General features: G+C 62.6%; 19 protein-coding genes. 1 reads left to right on the forward strand and 18 read right to left on the reverse strand.

Annotated elements, in window-relative coordinates:
• Window positions 1-25: 25 nt before the first annotated feature.
• From LCF60_RS08725 to LCF60_RS08775, 11 genes are all read right to left on the reverse strand, one after another.
• Window positions 26-883 (reverse strand): tetratricopeptide repeat protein, encoded by an 858-nt coding sequence (locus LCF60_RS08725; RefSeq protein ID WP_292291169.1) that lies wholly within the window; start codon window positions 881-883, stop codon window positions 26-28.
• 27 nt (window positions 884-910) lie between these two features.
• Window positions 911-1,462, reverse strand: a complete 552-nt coding sequence (locus tag LCF60_RS08730) for a tetratricopeptide repeat protein (protein WP_292291171.1) — start codon at window positions 1,460-1,462, stop codon at window positions 911-913.
• 12 nt (window positions 1,463-1,474) lie between these two features.
• Entirely contained in the window at window positions 1,475-2,461 is a 987-nt protein-coding gene (locus tag LCF60_RS08735) for a type II secretion system F family protein (protein WP_292291173.1), read from the reverse strand.
• Between the two features lie 16 nt (window positions 2,462-2,477).
• A complete protein-coding gene (locus tag LCF60_RS08740; protein WP_292291175.1) occupies window positions 2,478-3,446 on the reverse strand; it encodes a type II secretion system F family protein in 969 nt (322 codons plus the stop codon).
• A gap of 5 nt (window positions 3,447-3,451) precedes the next feature.
• Complete coding sequence (locus LCF60_RS08745; RefSeq protein WP_292291177.1) at window positions 3,452-4,903, reverse strand: CpaF family protein; 1,452 nt, start codon at window positions 4,901-4,903, stop codon at window positions 3,452-3,454.
• 19 nt (window positions 4,904-4,922) lie between these two features.
• Entirely contained in the window at window positions 4,923-6,152 is a 1,230-nt protein-coding gene (locus LCF60_RS08750) for an AAA family ATPase (protein ID WP_292291256.1), read from the reverse strand.
• A gap of 264 nt (window positions 6,153-6,416) precedes the next feature.
• Window positions 6,417-7,067: an OmpA family protein gene (locus LCF60_RS08755; protein WP_292291179.1), complete on the reverse strand. Its 651-nt coding sequence runs from the start codon at window positions 7,065-7,067 to the stop codon at window positions 6,417-6,419.
• Between the two features lie 16 nt (window positions 7,068-7,083).
• On the reverse strand, window positions 7,084-8,487 hold the full coding sequence (locus LCF60_RS08760; protein WP_292291181.1) for a type II and III secretion system protein family protein: 1,404 nt from the start codon (window positions 8,485-8,487) through the stop codon (window positions 7,084-7,086).
• A gap of 203 nt (window positions 8,488-8,690) precedes the next feature.
• Window positions 8,691-9,560, reverse strand: coding sequence for a Flp pilus assembly protein CpaB (cpaB, locus tag LCF60_RS08765; protein WP_292291183.1), 870 nt, complete (start codon window positions 9,558-9,560; stop codon window positions 8,691-8,693).
• A 224-nt stretch (window positions 9,561-9,784) separates the two neighbouring features.
• The gene (locus LCF60_RS08770) at window positions 9,785-9,979 is read right to left on the reverse strand and encodes a hypothetical protein (RefSeq protein WP_292291185.1); all 195 of its coding nucleotides are present in this window, start codon (window positions 9,977-9,979) and stop codon (window positions 9,785-9,787) included.
• Window positions 9,980-10,116: 137 nt separating this feature from the next.
• Window positions 10,117-10,320 carry a hypothetical protein gene (locus LCF60_RS08775; RefSeq protein WP_292291187.1) on the reverse strand — a complete coding sequence of 68 codons (204 nt, stop codon included), beginning with the start codon at window positions 10,318-10,320 and terminating at the stop codon, window positions 10,117-10,119.
• A 359-nt stretch (window positions 10,321-10,679) separates the two neighbouring features.
• On the opposite strand from LCF60_RS08775, the gene LCF60_RS08780 reads away from it, so the two are divergent.
• Window positions 10,680-11,498, forward strand: a complete 819-nt coding sequence (locus LCF60_RS08780; RefSeq protein ID WP_292291189.1) for a lytic transglycosylase domain-containing protein — start codon at window positions 10,680-10,682, stop codon at window positions 11,496-11,498.
• Window positions 11,499-11,514: 16 nt separating this feature from the next.
• Here LCF60_RS08780 and LCF60_RS08785 read toward each other — a convergent pair whose 3' ends face one another.
• From LCF60_RS08785 to tldD, 7 genes are all read right to left on the reverse strand, one after another.
• Window positions 11,515-12,141 carry a 3-oxoacid CoA-transferase subunit B gene (locus LCF60_RS08785; protein ID WP_292291190.1) on the reverse strand — a complete coding sequence of 209 codons (627 nt, stop codon included), beginning with the start codon at window positions 12,139-12,141 and terminating at the stop codon, window positions 11,515-11,517.
• Window positions 12,125-12,916: a hypothetical protein gene (locus LCF60_RS08790; RefSeq protein ID WP_292291192.1), complete on the reverse strand. Its 792-nt coding sequence runs from the start codon at window positions 12,914-12,916 to the stop codon at window positions 12,125-12,127. The genes LCF60_RS08785 and LCF60_RS08790 overlap by 17 nt, the downstream gene beginning before the upstream one ends.
• Window positions 12,913-13,980, reverse strand: a complete 1,068-nt coding sequence (locus tag LCF60_RS08795; RefSeq protein WP_292291194.1) for a GSCFA domain-containing protein — start codon at window positions 13,978-13,980, stop codon at window positions 12,913-12,915. The genes LCF60_RS08790 and LCF60_RS08795 overlap by 4 nt, the downstream gene beginning before the upstream one ends.
• Window positions 13,981-13,996: 16 nt before the next feature.
• Window positions 13,997-14,692, reverse strand: coding sequence for a CoA transferase subunit A (locus LCF60_RS08800; protein ID WP_292291195.1), 696 nt, complete (start codon window positions 14,690-14,692; stop codon window positions 13,997-13,999).
• Between the two features lie 127 nt (window positions 14,693-14,819).
• Window positions 14,820-17,342 carry a type I DNA topoisomerase gene (gene topA / locus LCF60_RS08805; RefSeq protein WP_292291196.1) on the reverse strand — a complete coding sequence of 841 codons (2,523 nt, stop codon included), beginning with the start codon at window positions 17,340-17,342 and terminating at the stop codon, window positions 14,820-14,822.
• A gap of 146 nt (window positions 17,343-17,488) precedes the next feature.
• Window positions 17,489-18,661, reverse strand: coding sequence for a DNA-processing protein DprA (gene dprA / locus LCF60_RS08810; RefSeq protein WP_292291197.1), 1,173 nt, complete (start codon window positions 18,659-18,661; stop codon window positions 17,489-17,491).
• Window positions 18,662-18,981: 320 nt separating this feature from the next.
• Window positions 18,982-20,406 carry a metalloprotease TldD gene (gene tldD, locus LCF60_RS08815; RefSeq protein WP_292291198.1) on the reverse strand — a complete coding sequence of 475 codons (1,425 nt, stop codon included), beginning with the start codon at window positions 20,404-20,406 and terminating at the stop codon, window positions 18,982-18,984.
• Between the last annotated feature and the right edge of the window lie 120 nt (window positions 20,407-20,526).

Here is a 20,526-nt window from a genome sequence, read left to right on the forward strand (position 1 = left end):
CGTTTCCTGAACTTCAGGGTCCGGATCAATTGCTGACGTTGCCCTCAAGCGCGTTCAGGCTGCGTGCGGCGGCTTCGAAATGCTGCGGATGGGTTTCGATCGCATCGCGCAGCAAGCCCTTGCCGATCTCGGTGTCGCCCTGCTTGATGGCCGAAAGACCAAGCGTATACATCAGTTGGGCGCGTTCTTCCTGATTGGTGGGAATAACCGGCAACACGTATTTCTTCTGTGCGCCGCGGGCCAGAACAAGGTTGTTCTTGGCGGTGAACAGCGCGTTGTCCTGCCGGATCGCGTCCGAGAAGAGACGCTCGGCGCCGCTGAAATCGCCGCGTGTCAGCTTGGAATAGCCCCAGTTGTTCATCACGCCCGCGGGGCGCGTGGTCAGGCCAACGGCGGTTTCGTAAAAGCTGTCGGCCTTCTTCCAGTTCTGGTTGCTGTCGGCGATCATCGCCTCAAGGCGGTATCGCTTGAAGGTCTCATGCGTGGGCGGGATGGAATCCAGAACCTCGTCGGCGCGTTTCCATTCGTTGTTGCGGATCAGCGCATCTGCATATTCGACCTGGTCGTCATTGGTGGCCTCTTCATGCGAGGCCACGGATTTCCAGGCCGACACCGCCTCGGTGCTGCGCTTGGCGCGCACAAGCGATTTGGCCAGGCCGCGCCTGAGATCGATCCGGTCAGGTTTTTCGCTGGTGGCGCGCTGGAAATACGAGACCGCCTCGTCGGCGTCGGCCACATTCAGCATCACGTCGTTGAGATTGCTTTCATCCACGACATTGACGCTCTGGAAAGCGCGATCAACATCGGCATCCTTGGACTCTCCGCAGCCCGCAAGGGCGATGGCGCCTGTCATGCACAGGGAAATAAAGATAGGTCGGCGCATTTGTTGCGTCCTTTTACTGCCTCTGCCTCATCCCGGTATTCGGCGGATCAGAAAGTCGCTGCTGCCACGCCGTACCAGTTTATAATCTTGTTCTTGAGCAGCAGCATAATAGTTTTCTTCCGATTTTGCGAGAGCTAAGCGCAGATTGTCGCGGATTGCGTCACTTGCGCCATTGTCGAATCCGTATGCACGGCGAAAGACTTGGGCGGCCTCGTTGATTTCGCCCTTTTCCATGAGCACAACACCAAGGTTGTTCCATATCTCGGGAGAGTCCTCGTCCTTTTCGATTGCGTCGCGTAACAGGCGTTCGGCGCTGCCAAGACGGCCAAGGCCCAGATTGGCGCTGCCCAGCCCCGCCAGAACATCTGCGGTCATGCCATGTTCCAGCGCGGCGCGCGAATAGGCGTCGATCGCCAGATCATATTCGCCCGCATCCATCAGGCGATGGCCCACCACAAGCCCATCCACCGTCTCGCCGCTGCGCGCCACGCCCGGTGCGTAAGGCCCTTCATGCGAAACGCCCGGACTGCAGGCAGCCAGGGCGATCACCAATGCCAGAGTTGCCCCTGCCCGTATCATGTTGCCTCGCCGTTATTGGCCGGCCATCGTGAACAGTTCCATGATACCAAGAACCGACGGGCCGACCAGGATGATAAGCAATGGCGGAACTGTAAGCATCATCGTGGCCAATGTCATCTTCGTCGGCAGCTTGTTGGCCTTTTCTTCGGCCCGCATGACGCGTTTGTCACGCATCTCGCCGGCATAGACCCGCAGCGCATCGGCGATCGAGGTGCCGAAGGTCTGCGACTGGACCAACACGGTCACGAAGCTGGAAATATCCTGCACGCCGCAGCGCTCGGCCATTTCATTGAGCACCGATGCCTTGTCGCGCCCGGCCTTCACCTGCTGGGACACGATCTCGTATTCCTCGGCCAGAGCGGGATAGGAGGCGGCGATCTCGTTGGCGACGCGAATGATCGACTGATCCAGCGATTGCCCGGCCTCGACGCAGGTCAGCATCATGTCGAGACTGTCGGGAAAGCCGTCCGAAATCTCTTCCTGGCGCTTTTGCTGGCGCTTTGTGACCCAGTATTTGGGCATGAGATACCCGACCGCACCGGGGCCAAGGATATACAGGATCGCTTCTTGCGCGCTGGTTTCCTCGCCTGATTTGAACATCAGGAAATAGATCACGCCAAGGGTCAACAGGCCAAGCGCCAAGGCCAGTTGGGCAAAGTGGAAATAGCGAACGGCATCGCGGTTGCGATAGCCCGCCTGGATCAGGGTCAGCCGGATCTGCGACAGTGCCTTGGCATCCTGGGGTTCGAGGAAGTTCGCGTATTTGTCCAGCTTCTCATTGCGCCGGTTGGTGCGCAGATGTGCAGATTCCTTGCCGGTTGGGCGCGACTGCTGGCGCTGGTCCTTCTTGAGCTTTTCCAGCGGATCCTTGGAATCGCGGATCAGCATCGGGATCATCAGCGCCACAAGAAGAATCCCGAGCGTGCCGACGGCGATCAGGGGGCCGAACGGGCCAAGGGCGCTGATCAGGCCGCCCTGAATTTGGTCGAAGAGTTCCATCACCTCGGGTTCCTTTTCAGACCTTGATGTTCACAAGCGCGCGCATGACGAAGAGGTTGGCGACCAGGAAGGTGCCCACGATCAAAGCTGCGGGGATGAAATAGGCGTGCTCCATCGCTTCGTCATAGTAGTTGGGATCGATCAGCTGGATGCCGATCAGGGCCAAGACAGGAAAGCCAGAGAGGAACTTGCCCGACCACTTCGCCTCGGCGGTGATCGCCTTGACGCGGCGGAACAGGCGGAAGCGGGCACGGATCACTTTTGCCAGACCATCTAGGATTTCGGCCAGGTTGCCGCCTGATTGCTGCTGGATCGTCACCGCGACCGCAAGAAAGCGAAGATCCTGCATGTCCAGCCGCTCGGCCAGATCCTTGAGCGCCTCGCCGACATCGCGGCCATAGGCGGATTCATCCGCGATGATGCCGAATTCGGTGGCAAGCGGATCCGCAACTTCGTTGGCGACAATCGAGATCGCCGAAGAGAACGGATGGCCGACCCGCAGGCTGCGCACCATCAGTTCGATGGCGTCGGGCAATTGCTCCTCGAACATCGCCATGCGTTTGTTGGCCTTCATGTTGATCCAGGTGAAGACCCCGCCGACGCCGATCACCACCGACACGAGGGCACGGACCGGCACGCTGGTCGCGGTGCCGATGGTCAGGCCCACAAAGGCCAGCGCGGTCACCGCCACCATCAGCATGATCAACTGTCTGGGCGTAAAGGCGATGGCCGCCTTTTGCGCTTTTTCCGACAGGATCGCATAGATTGGAATGTTACGCGCCTTGAGGTGCTGTTGCATCTCCTTGCGCAGCTTTTCCATCACCTCTTCGCGGTTGCCGGACTTGTCCAGCATCTCGAGGCGGCGATTCACCCGGCTGTTGAGGCTGATCGAGCGCCCGAAGACGGTCAGGTATATCCCCTCGACGAGGACGAGAACCCCGACGAAGATCAACGCGTAGATGATCGGTTCTGCACTGATGGACATCGGGGTTACTCCGCTGCGATGGGTTCATAGATGCTGGGAGGCAGGTCGTAGCCCCAGAGGCGGAATCGCTCGGTAAAGTTCGAACGCACCCCGGTTCCGGTGAAATGGCCGATAATCTTGTTCTCGGGCGTCAGGCCGACACGCTGATAGCGGAAGATTTCCTGCATCGAGATCACCTCGCCCTCCATTCCCGTCACTTCGGTGATCGAGGTCATCCGGCGCGAACCGTCCTGCAGGCGTGAGGCCTGCACGATCAGATGCACCGCCGATGCAATCTGCGAACGCACCGCCTTGAGCGGCATCTCGATCCCGGCCATGGCGACCATGTTCTCAAGACGGCTGATGGCGTCGCGGGCGTTGTTGGCGTGGATCGTAGTCATCGACCCGTCATGGCCGGTGTTCATGGCCTGGAGCATGTCGATCACCTCCTCGCCGCGCGTCTCGCCGACGATGATGCGGTCGGGGCGCATCCGCAGCGCGTTCTTGAGACAGTCGCGCGGGCTGACTTCGCCCTTGCCTTCCACGTTGGGGGGACGGCTTTCCATCCGGCCCACATGGATCTGCTGGAGCTGAAGTTCGGCGGTATCCTCGATGGTGAGGATGCGTTCGGCATTGTCGATGAAGGACGAGAGGGCATTGAGCGTCGTCGTCTTACCCGAGCCGGTACCGCCCGACACGATGATATTGAGCCGCGTCGCCACCGCCGCCTGAAGATAGGCGGCCATTTCTTCGGAAAAGGCGCCGAACCTGACCAGATCGTCAATGCCCAGCTTGTCCTTCTTGAATTTACGGATCGACACGAGGCTGCCATCCACCGCGACGGGGGGCACCATGGCGTTGAAACGCGAACCGTCTGCAAGGCGGGCGTCAACATAGGGGTTGGATTCATCAACGCGCCGGCCCACGGCCGACACGATCTTGTCGATGATCCGCAACAGATGCTTTTCATCCTTGAAGGTGACATCGCTCAGTTGCAGCTTGCCGTCGCGTTCGACGAAGATCTGTTGCGGGCCGTTCACGAGGATGTCGTTGACGGTGTCGTCCTGAAGCAGCGTTTCCAGCGGGCCGAGGCCGCGGACCTCGTCATAAAGCTCCTGGGTCAGCGTGTTGCGGTCTTCCCGGTTCAGAACGATGCTGCGCTCTTCAAGGAATTCGCCCGCGATCGAACTGATCTCGGCGCGCAGATCGGCCTCGGTCGCGCTTTCCAGCGCGCCAAGGTTCAGGTTGTCCAGAAGTGCACGGTGCAGATCGAGTTTGATCTCGGACAGGCGCTCCTTGCGCTTGCGCTCCTTGTCGGCTGGCTGGGGCACGGCGGCAGGCTTCTGCGGGGCCCGGCGCAGGCTGGCCTTGGGTGTGGGCTCGACAGGTGCCGTTTTCGTGTGCTCGGTCTCGGCGCTGACAGGTGCAAGCGCCGGCTTGGCGTTGCCGGGGGCTGATTTCTTGTATCTCGAGAACATTGGTGTCTACCTTCCTGCCTTAAGCGGCCTCGGCTTCGCTTTTGCCGAGTTCATGCAGCGACATGGCGAGTTTGGCGATTTCCTTGCGCAGCGGGTTCTTGCCCGCTGCCGTTGCCAGCGGTGTGCCGTGATCTCCGGCCTGAGTGACCGCGCGACCGCCATCGGGCAGCTGGACCTCGATCGAGATCTCGAGGCTTTCGGCCAGCCTCTTGACCCGGCTCTTGCCGTTCAGATCGGTGAATTTCGGGGCGCGGTTCAGACAGAAGCGCAGCTTCTCGGTCGGCAACTCCTCGGATCGAAGCGCCCGCTTGAAGCGCAGCGCGTTCTGCGCCGAGCGCATATCCAGTTCTAGTGTGGTAAAATAAATCTGCGCATTGGTGAGGACCGTCTCGGTCCATTGCACCAGCGTCGTGGGCATGTCCACCACGACATAATCAAATCGCGCGCGCGCATAGTCCAGAATGCGCTGCACGTCCTGCGGCCCGATCATGTCCAATGGCAGGATGTCGGGCGGCGCGGTCAGAACCCAGAGCTTTTCCTCGTATTCGGTCAGGGCCTGATGAAACACGTCCTCGTCCATCGAGTCCGTATCGGACCACATCTCGAAAACGGCCTCGCGGCGGGGCAGGTCGAGATAGGTGCTGACTGCGCCGCTCTGAAGCCCGAAATCCAGGATACAGACGCGCGTCGGCGCCTTCTTGTCGACCACCGCCAGTTCCCAGGCCAGGTTCACCGCGACGGTTGTCGCTCCGGTGCCCCCAGCCAGGCCCTGCACGGCCAGCAAGACGCCATCGCCTTGCGAATCACCGCCCGGAAATGCGGCCGCTGCCGGGCGTTCGGGCTTGGTGCGCAGCCGCTCGATGGCGGCCTCGAGTTCGCCTTCGGGCAGAGGGTAGGGCACGAATTCATCCGCGCCCCGGCGCAGCAGTTGATGCAATGCCGCGGGGCTGACATCCTCGGCGATCAGGATGACCTTGATACCCTTGGAATCGGCCAGCGAGATGATCTCGCCGAGCATGACAAGATCATCCTCGTCGGACTCGTCGATAGCGATGGCGACGAATTCCAGGTGCTCCGCCTCGGGCTGACTGAAGAAGGCCAGCGCCTCGGAAAAGCCAAGATCACCCCAGTTTTCACCAAGGGCGCTTTCCATGTCTTCGATCAGAAGATCGAAGTTCTGCACGTCGCGGCTGATCGTACAGGCCGTGATCGGGCTGGGTTCTGGCTTTGTCGTCGCACTACTCGTCATCATGTTATGATCCCATATTGCAATCGCCACGAAGGTTGCTCCGGGTTCGCCCGGAATCTTTTGACGGCTACGCAGTTCGCGCACCCAACCGGAAGGGCACGGCACACGACTGCCACCCGGCGACATTCCTTGAAAATCTGGGCAACATTTGGGCTAAAAAAACGTAATTGTGCGGTAAGAAACGACAAAAAGAAAACCCGCCAGTGTGGCGGGTTTGAGTTGGTCCGGCACGCCGGACAGGGAGATTTCGTTACGCCTTGTGGGTCATTCCACCAGGTTTTCGCCGCCCACCATCGACAAGGTCGACGTGGGCGCCGCACTTCTGACGTAGTCGCGATAGATCACCTGGGCATAGCGGCCATCCATGACCGCCGGGTGTGATTTCACGAAGCCCGAAACTTCGGTGACGGTGCGGCGATTGCGACGTTCACGCCCCTGGGTGACGATCAGGGGCTGGGTTTCTCCGTAGGAGGCGACCGCTTCCAGCCGCGAACGGCTGATCCCCTGGCTGACCAGGTAATTGACGGCCGCGTGGGCGCGGCGCAGCCCGAGCTGCTTGTTGTATCCTGGTGATCCGACCTTGTCGGTGTGCCCGTAGACGCGGAACCGCACCTCCGGGAACTGGCGGATCCAGGCGGCTTGTTCATTCAGCGTATCGCGTGCGCCCGCATCGAGAGTGGCGGAATTGAACGCGAAATTGACCGTGCTTGCCACTTCTTGCGAGAACCGGTTGGCGAGATCGTAAACATATCCCTTTTCGCCGGTCATCACGAGGTGGTTGTTCATGTTGGCATTTCCGAAGCCGCCGCTGTCGACCATGGCGCCCGCCTCGGAGAAATACGAGCGATAGGTGCCGCCATCCGTGGTGCAAGCCGCGATCGCGACAAGGCTTGCAGTTGCGAGAAGATGTTTCATGAGCCCTGCCTTTCGATCAATCCATCACGTAGCCGTAAGAGCCGGTGAAGTCCTGTCGCGCGACTTCGCCAACGGTTCCACCCGCCTGGTTGTCCTTCAACACGCGTCCGTTGAGGAACAGGTCGGCCTCGGATGGGAGTCTGATCCGGTCGGTCGGCAGGGCCAGCGCCTCGCCACGCGTCGGGGTCACGAGATGTGCGCTGACGATGATGACCAGTTCGGTCTGCGCGCGCTGGTAATCCGCGCTGCGGAACAGGGCGCCAAGAACCGGGATGTCTCCCAGCCAGGGCACCTGTCCATTGGTGTCGCGGAAATCGTCCTGCAACAGCCCGGCGATCGCAAAGCTCTCGCCATCGCGCAGCGACACCGTGGTCGAGGTGTCGCGACGACGGAAGGCATCGACGGTGAATGAACCCGTAGTGATCCCGTTGGTCGGATCGATCGAAGAGACGGCCGCACCCAGTTCAAGGTTGATGACACCGTCATCCACGACGCGCGGGACGAAATTCAGCTCGACGCCGAAGGGCTTGAACTCGATCGAGGTGGTATCGTTGTCCTGAGCGACGGGAATGGGATATTCACCGCCCGCAAGGAATTTCGCTTCCTGGCCCGAAAGGGCGGTCAGATTGGGTTCGGCCAGTGTGCGCACGACGCCCTTCTGTTCAAGCGCCTGCATCAGGATGCCGATTTCCACCGAGCCCACATCGAAGCCGAAGAACGCCGCACCGGCGTCGTTGCCGGCCGAAACGCCCGGGGCGGTGGTTCCGAAGGACGAAAGATTGCTTCCGGCAAGCGCCGCGCCCCGGCCGGTCGCGCCAAGCGCGTCGACCGCCAGAGAAGTGGAGAGCTGTTTGGACACGCTGCGCTGCATTTCGGCAAAGCGCACCTTGAGCATGACCTGCTGATTGCCCGACACCACCATCAGGTTCGAGACCCGCTCGGGCGCATAGCGTTCGGCCAGCGCCAATGCGCGCTCCATGCGTGCTGTGCTTGAAACGCTGCCCGACAGCACGATGCCGTCATTGGCCGTGCGCACCTCGATCCGCTCGTTGGGCAGGATCTGCTGGATACGTTCCTTGAATTCGGACACATCGGTCGAGACATGGACCTCGACATTCGTGATCAGCTTGCCGGTCTCGTCCAGAAGGGTCAGGGTCGTGCGACCCGGCGCCTTGCCGAGAATGTAGATCGTGCGATCCGACAGAGTCGAGAAATCCGCGATCGAAGGATTGGCAATGCTGAGTTCGGCGAAGGGCACGTCGCTTTCGACGACGACGGCACGGTTCATCGTGACGACGAGATCACGGTTCGCGCCCTTGCGCACCACTTGTAGGTTTTCTGCGTGCAACTCACTGACAAAATTACTGAAAACAATCGCCAGCCCGAGAAGGGCGGCTTTGAAGAAGCCTGCGTTTATCATGTGACCTGCCTTTCCGATCACGCCTCAATCCAACGGGTCTTGCTGCCCGCATTTGACGCCACTCTGCGTCAGTTCGCGAAATTTTTCAAGAATCAACGCATTTCTGCCGAGATTTGTCTGGATTGTGACCCAAATGCTGCCGACCCATGCGAAAAGGGCGCCCGCAAAGCAGGCGCCCTCCAGGGTAGCAGGCGCGTTGCCCCTCAGTTCGTGCATGGAATCTGGCTCACGATCACTTCCGAGCCGCGGCGCGTCCGGATGGTGCAGACCTCTGCGCGCTCGGGTTCCGGCGCCTCTTCGACCTCGGACAGGCCAAGCAGGCGGCGCTGGTCGACTTCGATCACCTCTGCCACGGTCTCGTCCCTGACTCCGACCAGCGACAATGCCAGTCGCCCGGTTGCCTGAGCTTGCGCAAGGGCTGCGACATCCTGCGGCTTGGCGGACACCGTCACGGTGCGCGCGATGATCGCTTTCGTGGTGTTTTCATCCGACATCTGGTCAACCGCGATCAGGCGCACGCCGGTCTGGATAAGCTTTGTGACCTCACCGAACGAGTCACCCTCGGTGCGCACGCCATTGCCGCGCACACGCCCGGTCCAGTAGACATCGACATGGTCGCCCGGACGCAGGAAACCCGACACGCCGCTGGCAACATCGACCTTGATGGCGAAAGCCCGCATCCCCGGCCCGAGCTGGTCCGAAATGCCCGCATCCGCGCCCGGCTTCGTGACCTTGGCCTCCAGGATCGCCTCGTTCTTTTCCATGGCACGCCGCACCGCGCGCAACTCGTCCTTGCCGTTGGGGAAAAGCGCCTCGGCGGTGGTAAACGCGCCTTCTGGCAGTGCGTTCTTCGGGAATTTCACCATCCGCACCGCGTCAAGCGGGATTCTGTCGCCATATTTCAAGGGCTTGTTGGCAACAGCCACCTCTATGGTTTCGATCTGCGGCGCGCGCTGTGAGCGTTCAAGCGCCAGCTGTGTCTGATAGCTCTGAATGTAACTCTTGGCCATGTAGACAGCAAAGCCCGCAAGGCCGAGACCCAGGATGAGTACCAGTCCAAATACCAGTCGCATTGCCCGTCCTTTCTGTTTCTCTCGCCGCTCAGGGCGCAAGGCACCCGTCGGCAAGGCTGAATTGAGCAGTTTATTGTGGCGAAATCAGGGAAAGGCGGTGATTGTTTCGGGATCACTCGCGATTGCCCGGACCTGTTCGGTTCATGACGCCGCGCATCAAAAAAGGCCGACGCGCGCTGGCATCAGCCGATCTTGTCATTCGCGCAATCCGCCCGGATATCCGGTCACTCCAGATCCAGTTGGTTGACTTCCGCATTCGCCATGGAATCAGCAAGCTTCGAACCCAAGGCGTTGCTGCCGTTCAGAAGCACGGCGACCACCCCGATCCCAAGGCCAACGACGGTGGCCGTCAGCACCACCCAATCGACGGTCACGGCACCCTCGGTGTCCAAGGCGAATTTCTTGAAGAACTTGGTCATGGCACGTTCCTTTGGTCTTGGGTGCGCCGTTTGCGTGCCTAGTTCAGCCGCTCGACGGTTGATGGCCTCTCAAAGAAATCTGGCCGCAAAACGGTTTTGCGGCCAGATTTGTTTAACAAATGCCGGATGGCAAAAGATTATTCTTGGCCCAGCGTGCCAAGGCTGATGACGCTGCCGCCGCTCAGTGCGGTCTCGACATTGCCTGCCAGGCTGTCAACGCCACCTTTCACGGTGGCAACGCCGGCAACGCCCAGGCCCACGACTGCTGCGGTCAGAACGACCCAGTCAACTGTCACGGCGCCGTCTTCTTCTTTGCAGAAGTTGTTGATGAATTTGATCATGGTTGGTCCCTCCAAAGGATCAGTGTCTTACATGTTACAACCGCTTGAGCCTTCTCAAGGCCGCCTCTCTCTTGGCCCTGTTCCCTTGCGGTATGACCACATAAAGCCCTCCAATTCGGGCAGGAATTTGGCGCGATTAGAACGTTTTTGGTGAATGACGGGGTTTTTCCATGGTTAAGTGTTAAGATGCTGGAATTTATGTATTTAATGTAATCGCAGTTTGATGAAAAATGCCGATTCCAGGTGAATTCGGGGTATGCTGGCCCCTCGGGCGTTTCTCTTTTCCAGACAATTCTGGAAAAATTCGCGTTCTTTTGCGATACTCCTCTTCAAAAGAAGTGGCAGAGCAGAACAAGCCCATGAAATTCATCGCACTCCTCGCATTTGGCGCGGCGGCTTGTCTGCCCGTGCCGGCGCTTGCGGGCGACCCGCCGCCATTTCCCGAGTTCACCTTCAAGATGAGCAAGCCGCCCAAAGCCGGCACGAGCAAGCGCATCACCGTTCAGATCGAACCCGAAGCCGAATCCCCGCCGGAAAGCGCATCGGCGTCTGCTGCGGCATCGCCCGCGCCCGCCGCGCCGGTCTCGAGCTACGCATGGTTCTGGGACAGGGTCTCGCCCGGGATCGACACCGACGGCACCGCACGGCTGCGCGAAGCGCTGGTCAGTCTTTCGGGCGGTCCGGGGGGCGCTTCGGTCAAGGGGCCGCGCTTGCAGACCATTCAGGGCATCGCGCGTTCCGAGGGTGAACATGTGCTGCGCGCGACCATCGGCACCAAGGTATCCCCGGCGCTGGTTCTTGCGGTCATAGCGGTGGAATCCGCGGGTCAGCGCAGCGCCGAAAGCCATAAGGGCGCGCAGGGGCTGATGCAGCTCATGCCCGACACCGCGCGCCGCTTCGGGGTGGAGGACAGCCTGTCGCCCGCGCAGAACATTCGCGGGGGGGTGGCTTATCTTGATTGGTTGCTGGCCGAATTCGGCGGTGATGCGGTGCTCGCGCTGGCCGGCTACAACGCGGGCGAGAACGCGGTGAAGGCCCATAAGGGCGTGCCGCCCTTCGCGGAAACGCGCGACTACGTGCCCAAGGTGCTGGCCGCCTTTCAGGTGGCCAGCGGGCTGTGCAAGACGCGGCCCGAGCTGATCTCGGATGGCTGTGCGCTCAATCTTGCGATGAACTGAGCCCGCGCCGGGCCGGTCATACGATCGTCGCTTCGGTGGCCGCGCGCAGCTCTTCTTCGGTGACGCCGCTGGCACATTCGACGATCTTCAGTCCGCCATCGACCACATCGAGCACGCCGAGATTGGTGATGATCCGGTTCACCACGCCGGTCCCGGTCAGCGGAAGCGTGCATGCCTTGAGCAGCTTGCTGTCGCCGTGCTTGTTGGTGTGATCCATCACCACCACCACGCGGCGCACGCCTGCGACCAGATCCATCGCGCCGCCCATGCCCTTGACCAGCTTGCCGGGGATCATCCAGTTGGCCAGGTCACCGTTCTCGGCCACTTCCATCGCGCCCAGGATCGCCATGGCAATCTTGCCGCCGCGGATCATGCCAAAGCTGGTGGCGCTGTCAAAATAGGATGTATGTGGCAGTTCGGTGATGGTCTGCTTGCCCGCGTTGATCAGGTCGGGATCGACCCCGTCATCGGTGGGGAAGGGGCCCATGCCCAGCATGCCGTTCTCGGACTGCAGCGTCACATGCACGCCCTCGGGGATATAGTTGGGCACCAGCGTCGGGATTCCGATGCCGAGATTCACATAGGTGCCGTCTTCGAGTTCCTGTGCCGCGCGGGCGGCCATTTCATTACGGTCCCAAGCCATGGTCATACTCCTTTCGGGGTGAGTGAGTGCGGCATTCGGGCTCAAGGCCCAGCCATTGCCGTGCGAAGGCTTCGAAATGCGCGAAGCCGTAGTCGGAATTCATATGGGTGTAGTCGGGTGCCGACGGGGTCTTGTCCGGACCGAGGGCCGCGGCGCGCGCATGGGCGGCGGCGCTGCGGCCGGGGCTTTCGATCAGGTGGTCGGGCTGGGGCATATAACCATAAGGAAGACCCGACATGTGAAAGGCCACCGTTTTGGACCAAAGCCCGATCAACGCTGCGGCGGCCGGGTGGTGCAGCCAACCGGCGGCCTGTTCGGGCAGATCCGCCGCACCGTCGGCGGGAAACGGCGTGGGCGCCACGACGCAGCGGGGATCGCCGCGCAGGAAGCGCGCAAGTTTCTGGCAGTGGCGCTCGATCCGGAAGTCCAGGAATTCTTCCAGCAGCGCCCATGATACGCTCCGCGCGCGCCCGCGCGCGGGCAGCCCCAGAATATCGAAATCTTCGATCATGCGGCTCAGACCGCTGATGGCAAAGCTTTGACCGGCCAGAAGGATGTGATCCTGCTCGCTCAGGTCGATCCGGTCGGGCAGGCCCTCGGCGGCAGGTTCGCGGGCGATCAGGACGCCGCTTTCGTCATAATGGCATGAGGCGAAGCTGTGGCGCGGCAGGGCAAAGAAGGACAGCTCCAGCGTGGGAAACGCCACCTCTATCGCCTCGCGCGCCATCATGTAGGCGCCGATATGCGAATTGCCGATGATCGCCACGCGCGTCATTTGCGGAACGCCTCCAGCAGGATTTCCTCGCAGATCGTGTCATCGTCGGCGGGTGCCGGGACAGGGACCGGAGGGATGGCGGGGCTGTCTTCAGGGCCCTTTCCGGCCGTATCGCCCGCGCCAAGCGCAAGCGAGAACGCCCGCAGCACCAGTTGCACGCCGTCATCGGTGGGCTGGCGTGCGAACTGATCCAGGTAAGGGCCGCGCGCAATGGTGGTGGTGATGATCTCATAGGCGGGGAAATAGTCGAAATCGGGATCGCTCATCTGCAACTCGCCGCAGACCGCGCGCAGCACCGCCTTGGAATAGGCGGTGGCCGAGGCGACATGATCGCCGCCCGCCGTCGCCACCAGCGGCACCGGCGACACTGTCAGAATGAAACGCGCGGGCAGTCCGGCGGCGCGCAGCAGGTCGCGGCTGGCCTTGAGGTCCTCCAGAACTTCGCCGTGGGTGAAGTTGTGGAATGTCTCGCAGGCGGGGTCGTGATCGCCCGCCACTGTGCCCGGGGCCGTGGGCAGGGCATAGCCGCTGGCGGTGTCGATCCAGCTTTCGGTCAGCCCCAGGGTCACAATGATGCATTCGGTGTTTTCCAGCACCGCGCGCACCGCCCCAAGATGCTCCTTGCGGCTTTGTGCGACCTCGTCGGGATGGCCCAGACCTTCGGGTTCGACCGTCGGGCGCAGCGCATCAAAGAACCGCCCCTGGCGCTCCCATATCGGTGCAGGCACCGGATCGGGCGACAGCGCCTGTTCGATCAGCTGGCGGAACTGGCGCGCGGTATAGACATTGCCATAGCGCCCCGAAAACAGGTTATAGCCGAAGCGGTGGCACAGGTTTGTGGGCATATGCGCGGACATGTCCTCGCCTTGCAGCACATGCCAGCCGCCGCGCACCAGCGCGCGATGCAGATGCTGGGCAAAGCAGCTTCCGATCGTCATCAGCGCGGTCTGGCGCGTGATCCCCGCCTTGGGCGCCCAAAGTTGCGCCAGCGCCGCGTCATCGTCGCGCCCGACGCAGCTGCGCCAGAAGGCGCGCTCCGGCAGATCCTGATAGGGCGAACGCATCCCCGCCGCCCCCGGCTCAGGCCGCGCGGGTGGTGCGTTGCTCGATGCGCTTCTCGTGCTCGCCCTGGATCAGACGGTGCACATAGATGCCGGGCAGGTGGATGTGATCGGGGTCCAGCTCGCCCGGTTCGACGATTTCCTCGACTTCCATCACGCAGACCTTGCCGCACATCGCCGCGGGCGGATTGAAGTTGCGCGCGGTCTTGCGAAAGATCGCGTTCCCGGTCGTGTCGGCCTTCCAGGCCTTGACGATGCTCAGATCGGCGAAGATGCCGCGTTCCAGAACATAGGTCTCGCCGTCGAAATCCTTGTGTTCCTTGCCCTCGGCCACCTGCGTGCCGACGCCGGTCTTTGTGTAGAAGCCCGGAATACCCGCGCCCCCGGCGCGCATCCGCTCGGCCAGCGTGCCTTGCGGGTTGAATTCCAGCTCCAGTTCACCCGACAGATACTGGCGCATGAATTCGGCGTTTTCGCCCACATAAGAGCTGAGCATCTTGCGCACCTGGCGGGTCTGCAACAGGATGCCGATGCCGAAATCGTCAATGCCCGCATTGTTCGAGGCGAAGGTCAGGTCCTTGACGCCGCTTTCCTTGATCGCTTCCAGCAACAGCTCCGGAATGCCGCACAAGCCAAAGCCGCCCGCGGCGATCAGCATGTCGTCGCGCAAAAGTCCGTCCAGGGCCTCGGTCGCATTGCCATAGACCTTTTTCATCACGGGATCCTCCTCGAAAACCTGTCTGTCCACGGTATGGGGCGCGAGGCGGGCCAAAGTCAACGACCCCGGCCCGCAAATCCACTCCACTAGGGTTACTACGTATGGCTTTACGTAGCGCGCCCCCTCATTTCTTGGCGGCGGCCTTCTTGCGGGGGGCCGCCTTGGCGCGGCCCTTGCCCTTCTTGCCGGCCTTCTCGGCGATCAGCTGCACGGCCATGTCCATGGTCACGTCCCCGGGGTCGGTCCCCTTGGGCAGGGTGGCGTTGATCTTGTCCCATTTCACATAGGGGCCATAGCGGCCATCCATCACGTTCACCGCGCCGCCGCTTTCGGGATGCTCGCCCAGTTCCTTGAGCGCCTTGGCGGTGGCGCGCCCCTTCCCGCGCGAGGCGGCTTTCTTGGCCAGTTCCTCGACCGCGCGGTTCATGCCGATGGTAAAGACGTCATCGGGGTCTTTCAGGTTGGCGTAAAGGCGGCCATGCTTCACATAGGGGCCATAGCGCCCGATGCCGGCCTCGACCGGCTCGCCATCCTCGGGATGCGGGCCGATCTCGCGCGGGAGGCTCAGCAGCATCAGGGCCTTTTCCAGGTCCATGTCGTCTGGGCTCCAGCCCTTGGGCAGGCTGGCGCGGGGCGGCTTCTTGTTGTCTTCGGTGACTTCGCCACGCTGCACATAGGGGCCGAACCGGCCCGAACGCAGGCTGATCTCGTCGCCTGCGTCCTCGCCCAGCACCCTGTCGCCGCCCTCGGCCCCCTCGCCGCCGATCGGGCGGGTGTAGCGGCATTCGGGATAGCGTGAACAGCCCACGAAACCGCCGGTGCGCGAGGTCTTGAGATGCAGGCTGCCTTCGCCGCAGAGCGGGCAGGCGCGCGGATCGCTGCCATCCTCGCGCGGCGGATAAAGCTGCGGTGCAAGCGCATCGTCGAGTATGTCCAGAACTTCGGTGATCCTCAGTTCGGACGTTTCGGCGATCGCCGCCGAGAAATCACGCCAGAACCGGTTGAGCACCTGCTTGTAGTCGAGATCGCCCGCGCTGACCTTGTCCAGTTCGTCCTCGAGATTGGCGGTGAATTCGTAGCCGACATATTTGCGAAAGAAGTTGAGCAGGAAGATCGTGACGATCCGGCCCTTGTCTTCGGGGATCAGGCGGTTCTTGTCCTTGCGGACATATTCGCGATCCTGGATCGTGGTGACGATACTGGCATAGGTCGAGGGCCGCCCGATGCCCAGCTCTTCCATCTTCTTGACCAGCGTCGCCTCGGTATAGCGCGGCGGGGGCTGGGTGAAATGTTGCTCGGGGGTGACGCCGCGCTTTTCGGCGGGCTCCCCCTGGGTGATCTGGGGCAGGCGCTTGTCGTCGTCATCGACGGCCTGATCGTCGCGCCCCTCTTCATAGATGCGCAGAAAACCGTCGAACAGGACAACCTGCCCGGTGGCGCGCAGCTCGACCTGATCGTCGCGGCTGCCGATATCGACGGTGGTGCGCTCCAGCCTTGCGCCTTCCATCTGGCAGGCGAGGGTGCGTTTCCAGATCAGGTCATAGAGCTTGCGCTGATCGGCATCGGTGGTGCGGATCGCCTTGGCGTCGCGCGTCATGTCGGTGGGGCGGATACATTCATGCGCTTCCTGCGCGTTCTTGGCCTTGTTCTTGTACATACGCGGCGATTTGGGGACATAGGCCTCGCCGAAGCGGTCCTTGATCGCGTCACGCGCCGCCATGACGGCCTCGGGGGCCATGTCGATGCCGTCGGTCCGCATATAGGTGATGTAGCCCGCTTCATAGAGCCGCTGCGCCGCGCTCATGGTCTGGCGGGCGCCCATGCCGAACTTGCGGCTGGCCTCCTGCTGGAGGGTGGATGTCATGAAGGGCGGGGCGGGGTTGCGCGAGGCGGGCTTGGCCTCGACCGACTTGACGCTCATGTCGCGCGACTCGATCGCCTGCACTGCGAGCTCCGCCTGGGTGCCGTTCTCGAGGTCGTAGCGTTCCAGTTTCTTGCCGGCCAGAACCGTCAGGCGGGCCTCGAATTCCTGACCGCGCGGCGTGGCCATCAGGGCCTTGACGGACCAGTATTCACGGGCGCGGAAGGCCTCGATCTCCATCTCGCGCTCGACGATCAGGCGCAGGCAGACCGATTGCACGCGCCCGGCCGATTTCGCGCCCGGCAGCTTGCGCCAGAGCACCGGGCTGAGGTTGAACCCGACAAGATAATCCAGCGCGCGGCGCGCCAGGTAGGCTTCGACCAGGTCGCGATCCACGTCGCGGGGATTCTGCATCGCCTCGGTCACGGCTGTCTTGGTGATGGCGTTGAACACCACGCGGCTGACCTTGGTGTCGGCCTTGATCACCTTGCGCTTGCGCAGCGCCTCTTCGAGGTGCCAACTGATCGCCTCGCCCTCGCGGTCGGGGTCGGTGGCGAGGATCAGGTTCTGGTCATCCTTGAGCGCGTCGGCGATCGCCTTGACGTGTTTGCGCGAGTCGTTTCCGATCTCCCATTTCATGTCAAAATCATGTTCGGGATCGACCGAACCATCCTTGGCGGGCAGGTCGCGCACATGCCCGTAAGACGCCAGAACCGTGTAGTCGGATCCCAGATACTTGTTTATTGTCTTGGCCTTGGCCGGGGATTCGACAACGACGACGGGCATGGAGACTCCTTTCGACTCGGGTCGAGACTTATGGCGGCGGAACATGTGGGCTTACAAGAGGCTTTGTCAATGCGCCCCAAGGCAGCGATGGCCTCAGGGGCGTTGGCAAAGGACTGCTCGGCGCGCGCAGGCGCGTCGGGGCCGGGTCAGACCCGCGACAACAGGCCGCCGGGTTGGCGGCGGATGCGACCGTCCAGTTCGAGGTCGGTGAGCACCGGCGTGACGGCATTGGCGGGCACGGCAAGGTCGCGGATCAGTTGATCCTCGGCCAGGGGAGAGGGGCCGAGCCGGTCAAGGATCCGGCTGTGCAGCAAGGCCGTGTCGTGCAGGCTGCGGCTGTCGCGCGGTGGCGCGGCAGGGGGCGCAGGCAAGGCAGGGGCCGTTGGTGCCAGTGGCATTTCGGCCTGTGCCGCGGCGGGGCGCGGGGCGGCTGGCAGCGCCTCTGTCACGTCGGCGGCGCGGCGCACCAGAAGGGCGCCGTCGCGGATCAGCATGTTGCACCCGGCGGCGCGCGCATCGAAGGGATGGCCGGGCACCGCCAGCACCTCGCGCCCCTGATCAAGCGCCATGCGTGCGGTAATCAGCGAGCCGGATTTCGCGGCTGCCTCGACCACCACGACAGCCTTGGAGATACCGCTTATGATCCTGTTTCTGCGAGGAAAATGGCGTGCTTGCGGGGCCATGCCCATGGGCTGTTCCGAAAGGCGCAGGCCGGTCTTGGCGATGTCTTCGGCAAGGCGCGCGTTTTCGGCCGGATACATCACGTCGACACCCCCGGCCATGATGGCGACGGTGCCGGTTTCGCGGGTGGCAGTATGGGCGGCGGTGTCGATGCCGCGCGCCAGCCCCGAGACCACGACAAGCCCCTCGGCCGCCAGATCGGCGGCCAGCGCGCGTGCCATGCGCAGCCCCAGCGACGACGCGTTGCGCGCGCCCACCAGCGCGATCATCGGGCGCTTGAGAATATCGGGATCGCCAATCGCCCAGAGAAGCGGCGGCGCATCGGGAATCTGTTGCAGATCAGCAGGATAGCCGGGTTCGCCCATGCATATCATCTGCGCACCAGCGGCCTTGGCGGCGCGCAGTTCGCCCATCGCGACCGCCTCGGGGCAGGGGGTATAGTCCTTGACCCCGGCGGCGCGGGCGACCTCGGGCAAAGCCGCGAGCGCGGAATCTGCCGAGCCATGTTCGCCCAGCAGCCGCAGGAAAGTCGCGGGACCGACCCGGTGTGAGCGCAAGAGGCGAAGCCACGACACCCGATCATCTTCCGTGGTGGGTGGGAGTGGGGGGTGAGTGGAAGGATGTGGGTCTTCAGACATCGCCGCTCCGCCTGCTTGCAAACCCACTATGCGCAGCGGTGGTTAATGGCTGGTAAACCGAAACCGGGCGAGTCGCGTTTATTGACGAGAATTATGTCAACATGTTGAAATCAAGCATTAATTATTTTCTCTGACGACATGAAAATACTGTCGGTATCACCTCGGCATTGCATCGGTATCGCGTCGGTGCGGATATCGGTGGCCGCGCAGGCCGGGTGAATCATGAACGCGCCGCGCGCCGTGGCAAAGCATCAGCAAGGATGCCTGCCGCAGGCTGGCGGGTTTGGTATTATTGAAGGGGCGCGCGCAGGAGCAGGCGATCAGCCCGCCGCCGAGCCGCCCACGGTCAGGCCGCCGATCATCACCGTCGGCTGGCCCACGCCCACCGGCACCCATTGGCCGGCCTTGCCGCAATTGCCCATGCCCGGATCGAGCGCCATGTCATTGCCAAGCGCGCGAATCTGCTGAAGCGCGGTGGCGCCATCGCCGATCAGCGTGGCGCCCTTGACCGGCGCGCCGACCTTGCCGTTCTTCACGCGGTAGGCCTCGGTGCAGGAAAAGACGAACTTGCCGTTGGTGATATCCACCTGCCCGCCGCCAAAGCCCACCGCGTAGATCCCGTCATGAAGATCGGCGAGGATGTCGGCGGGGTCGGCATCGCCGCCCAGCATGTAGGTATTGGTCATGCGCGGCATGGGTGCATGGGCATAGCTTTCGCGTCGCCCGTTGCCGGTGGGTTCGACCCCCATCAGGCGGGCGTTCTGGCGATCCTGCATGAAGCCCACCAGAATGCCATCCTCGATCAGGGTGTTGCGGGCGCTGGGCGTGCCCTCGTCATCGACGGTGATCGAGCCGCGCCGGTCGGGAATCGTGCCATCGTCCAGCACCGTGACGCCGGGCGCGGCGATGCGCTGGCCCATCAGCCCGGCAAAGGCGGAGCTGCCCTTGCGGTTGAAATCCCCCTCAAGCCCGTGGCCGATGGCCTCGTGCAGCAGGATGCCGGGCCAGCCGGGGCCAAGCACCACGTCCATCACCCCCGCCGGGGCGGGTTCGGCGCGCAGGTTCACCAGCGCGATGCGCAGCGCCTCATGGGTCTTGGCCTGCCAGTCGGCGGGGTCGATCAGCCCGTCAAGGCCGACCCGCCCGCCGCCACCCGCTGTGCCGGATTCGCGCAGCCCGTCCTGTTCGACGATGACCGAGACATTGACCCGCACCATCGGGCGGGAATCGGTGACTTCGCTGCCATCGGCGCGCAGGATCACCACCTCCTGATGCGAGGCCGCCAGCGAGGCCGTCACCTGCACCACACGCGCATCGAGGCCACGCGCGAAGGCGTCGATCTCGCGCAGGGTCTCGAGCTTGACAGGGAAATCCGCGCCCGCGATCGGGTCGGCATCAGTGTAAAGATGGCGATTGGTGCGCGCCGGTGGCGGCGCCATGGTGCCGCCACCATCGCCCACGGCAAGGCGCGCGGTTTCGACCGCGCGGGCCAGCGCGGGTTCTGAAATATCCGAGGAATGTGCATAGCCCGCCACCTCGCCGCGCACCGCGCGCAGCCCGAAACCCTGCCCGGCGTCAAAGGATGCGGTTCTGACGCGCCCGTCATCGAAGACCAGCGATTCCGACTGGCGACGCTCCAGAAACAGTTCGCCATCATCGGCGCCGGCGGTCGCTTCGCGCAGCCGCGAAAGGGCGGCGTCGCGGTCGAGCATCGTCTCGAAGGGGCGAAAGGCGGCGTCAGTCATGGGTTGTCTTCCTTGATAGGGTGCGACATTGGAATTTGATCTAAATCAAAAAAAGCGTCCGTTTGCCGCAACGGTCTTTCTTGTCTGCCGTGTCAGAATATGGTTTCTAGCGTCGGTGAA

The sequence above is a fragment of the Marivita sp. genome, assembly GCF_020055635.1.
Classification (GTDB): Bacteria; Pseudomonadota; Alphaproteobacteria; order Rhodobacterales; family Rhodobacteraceae; genus Marivita.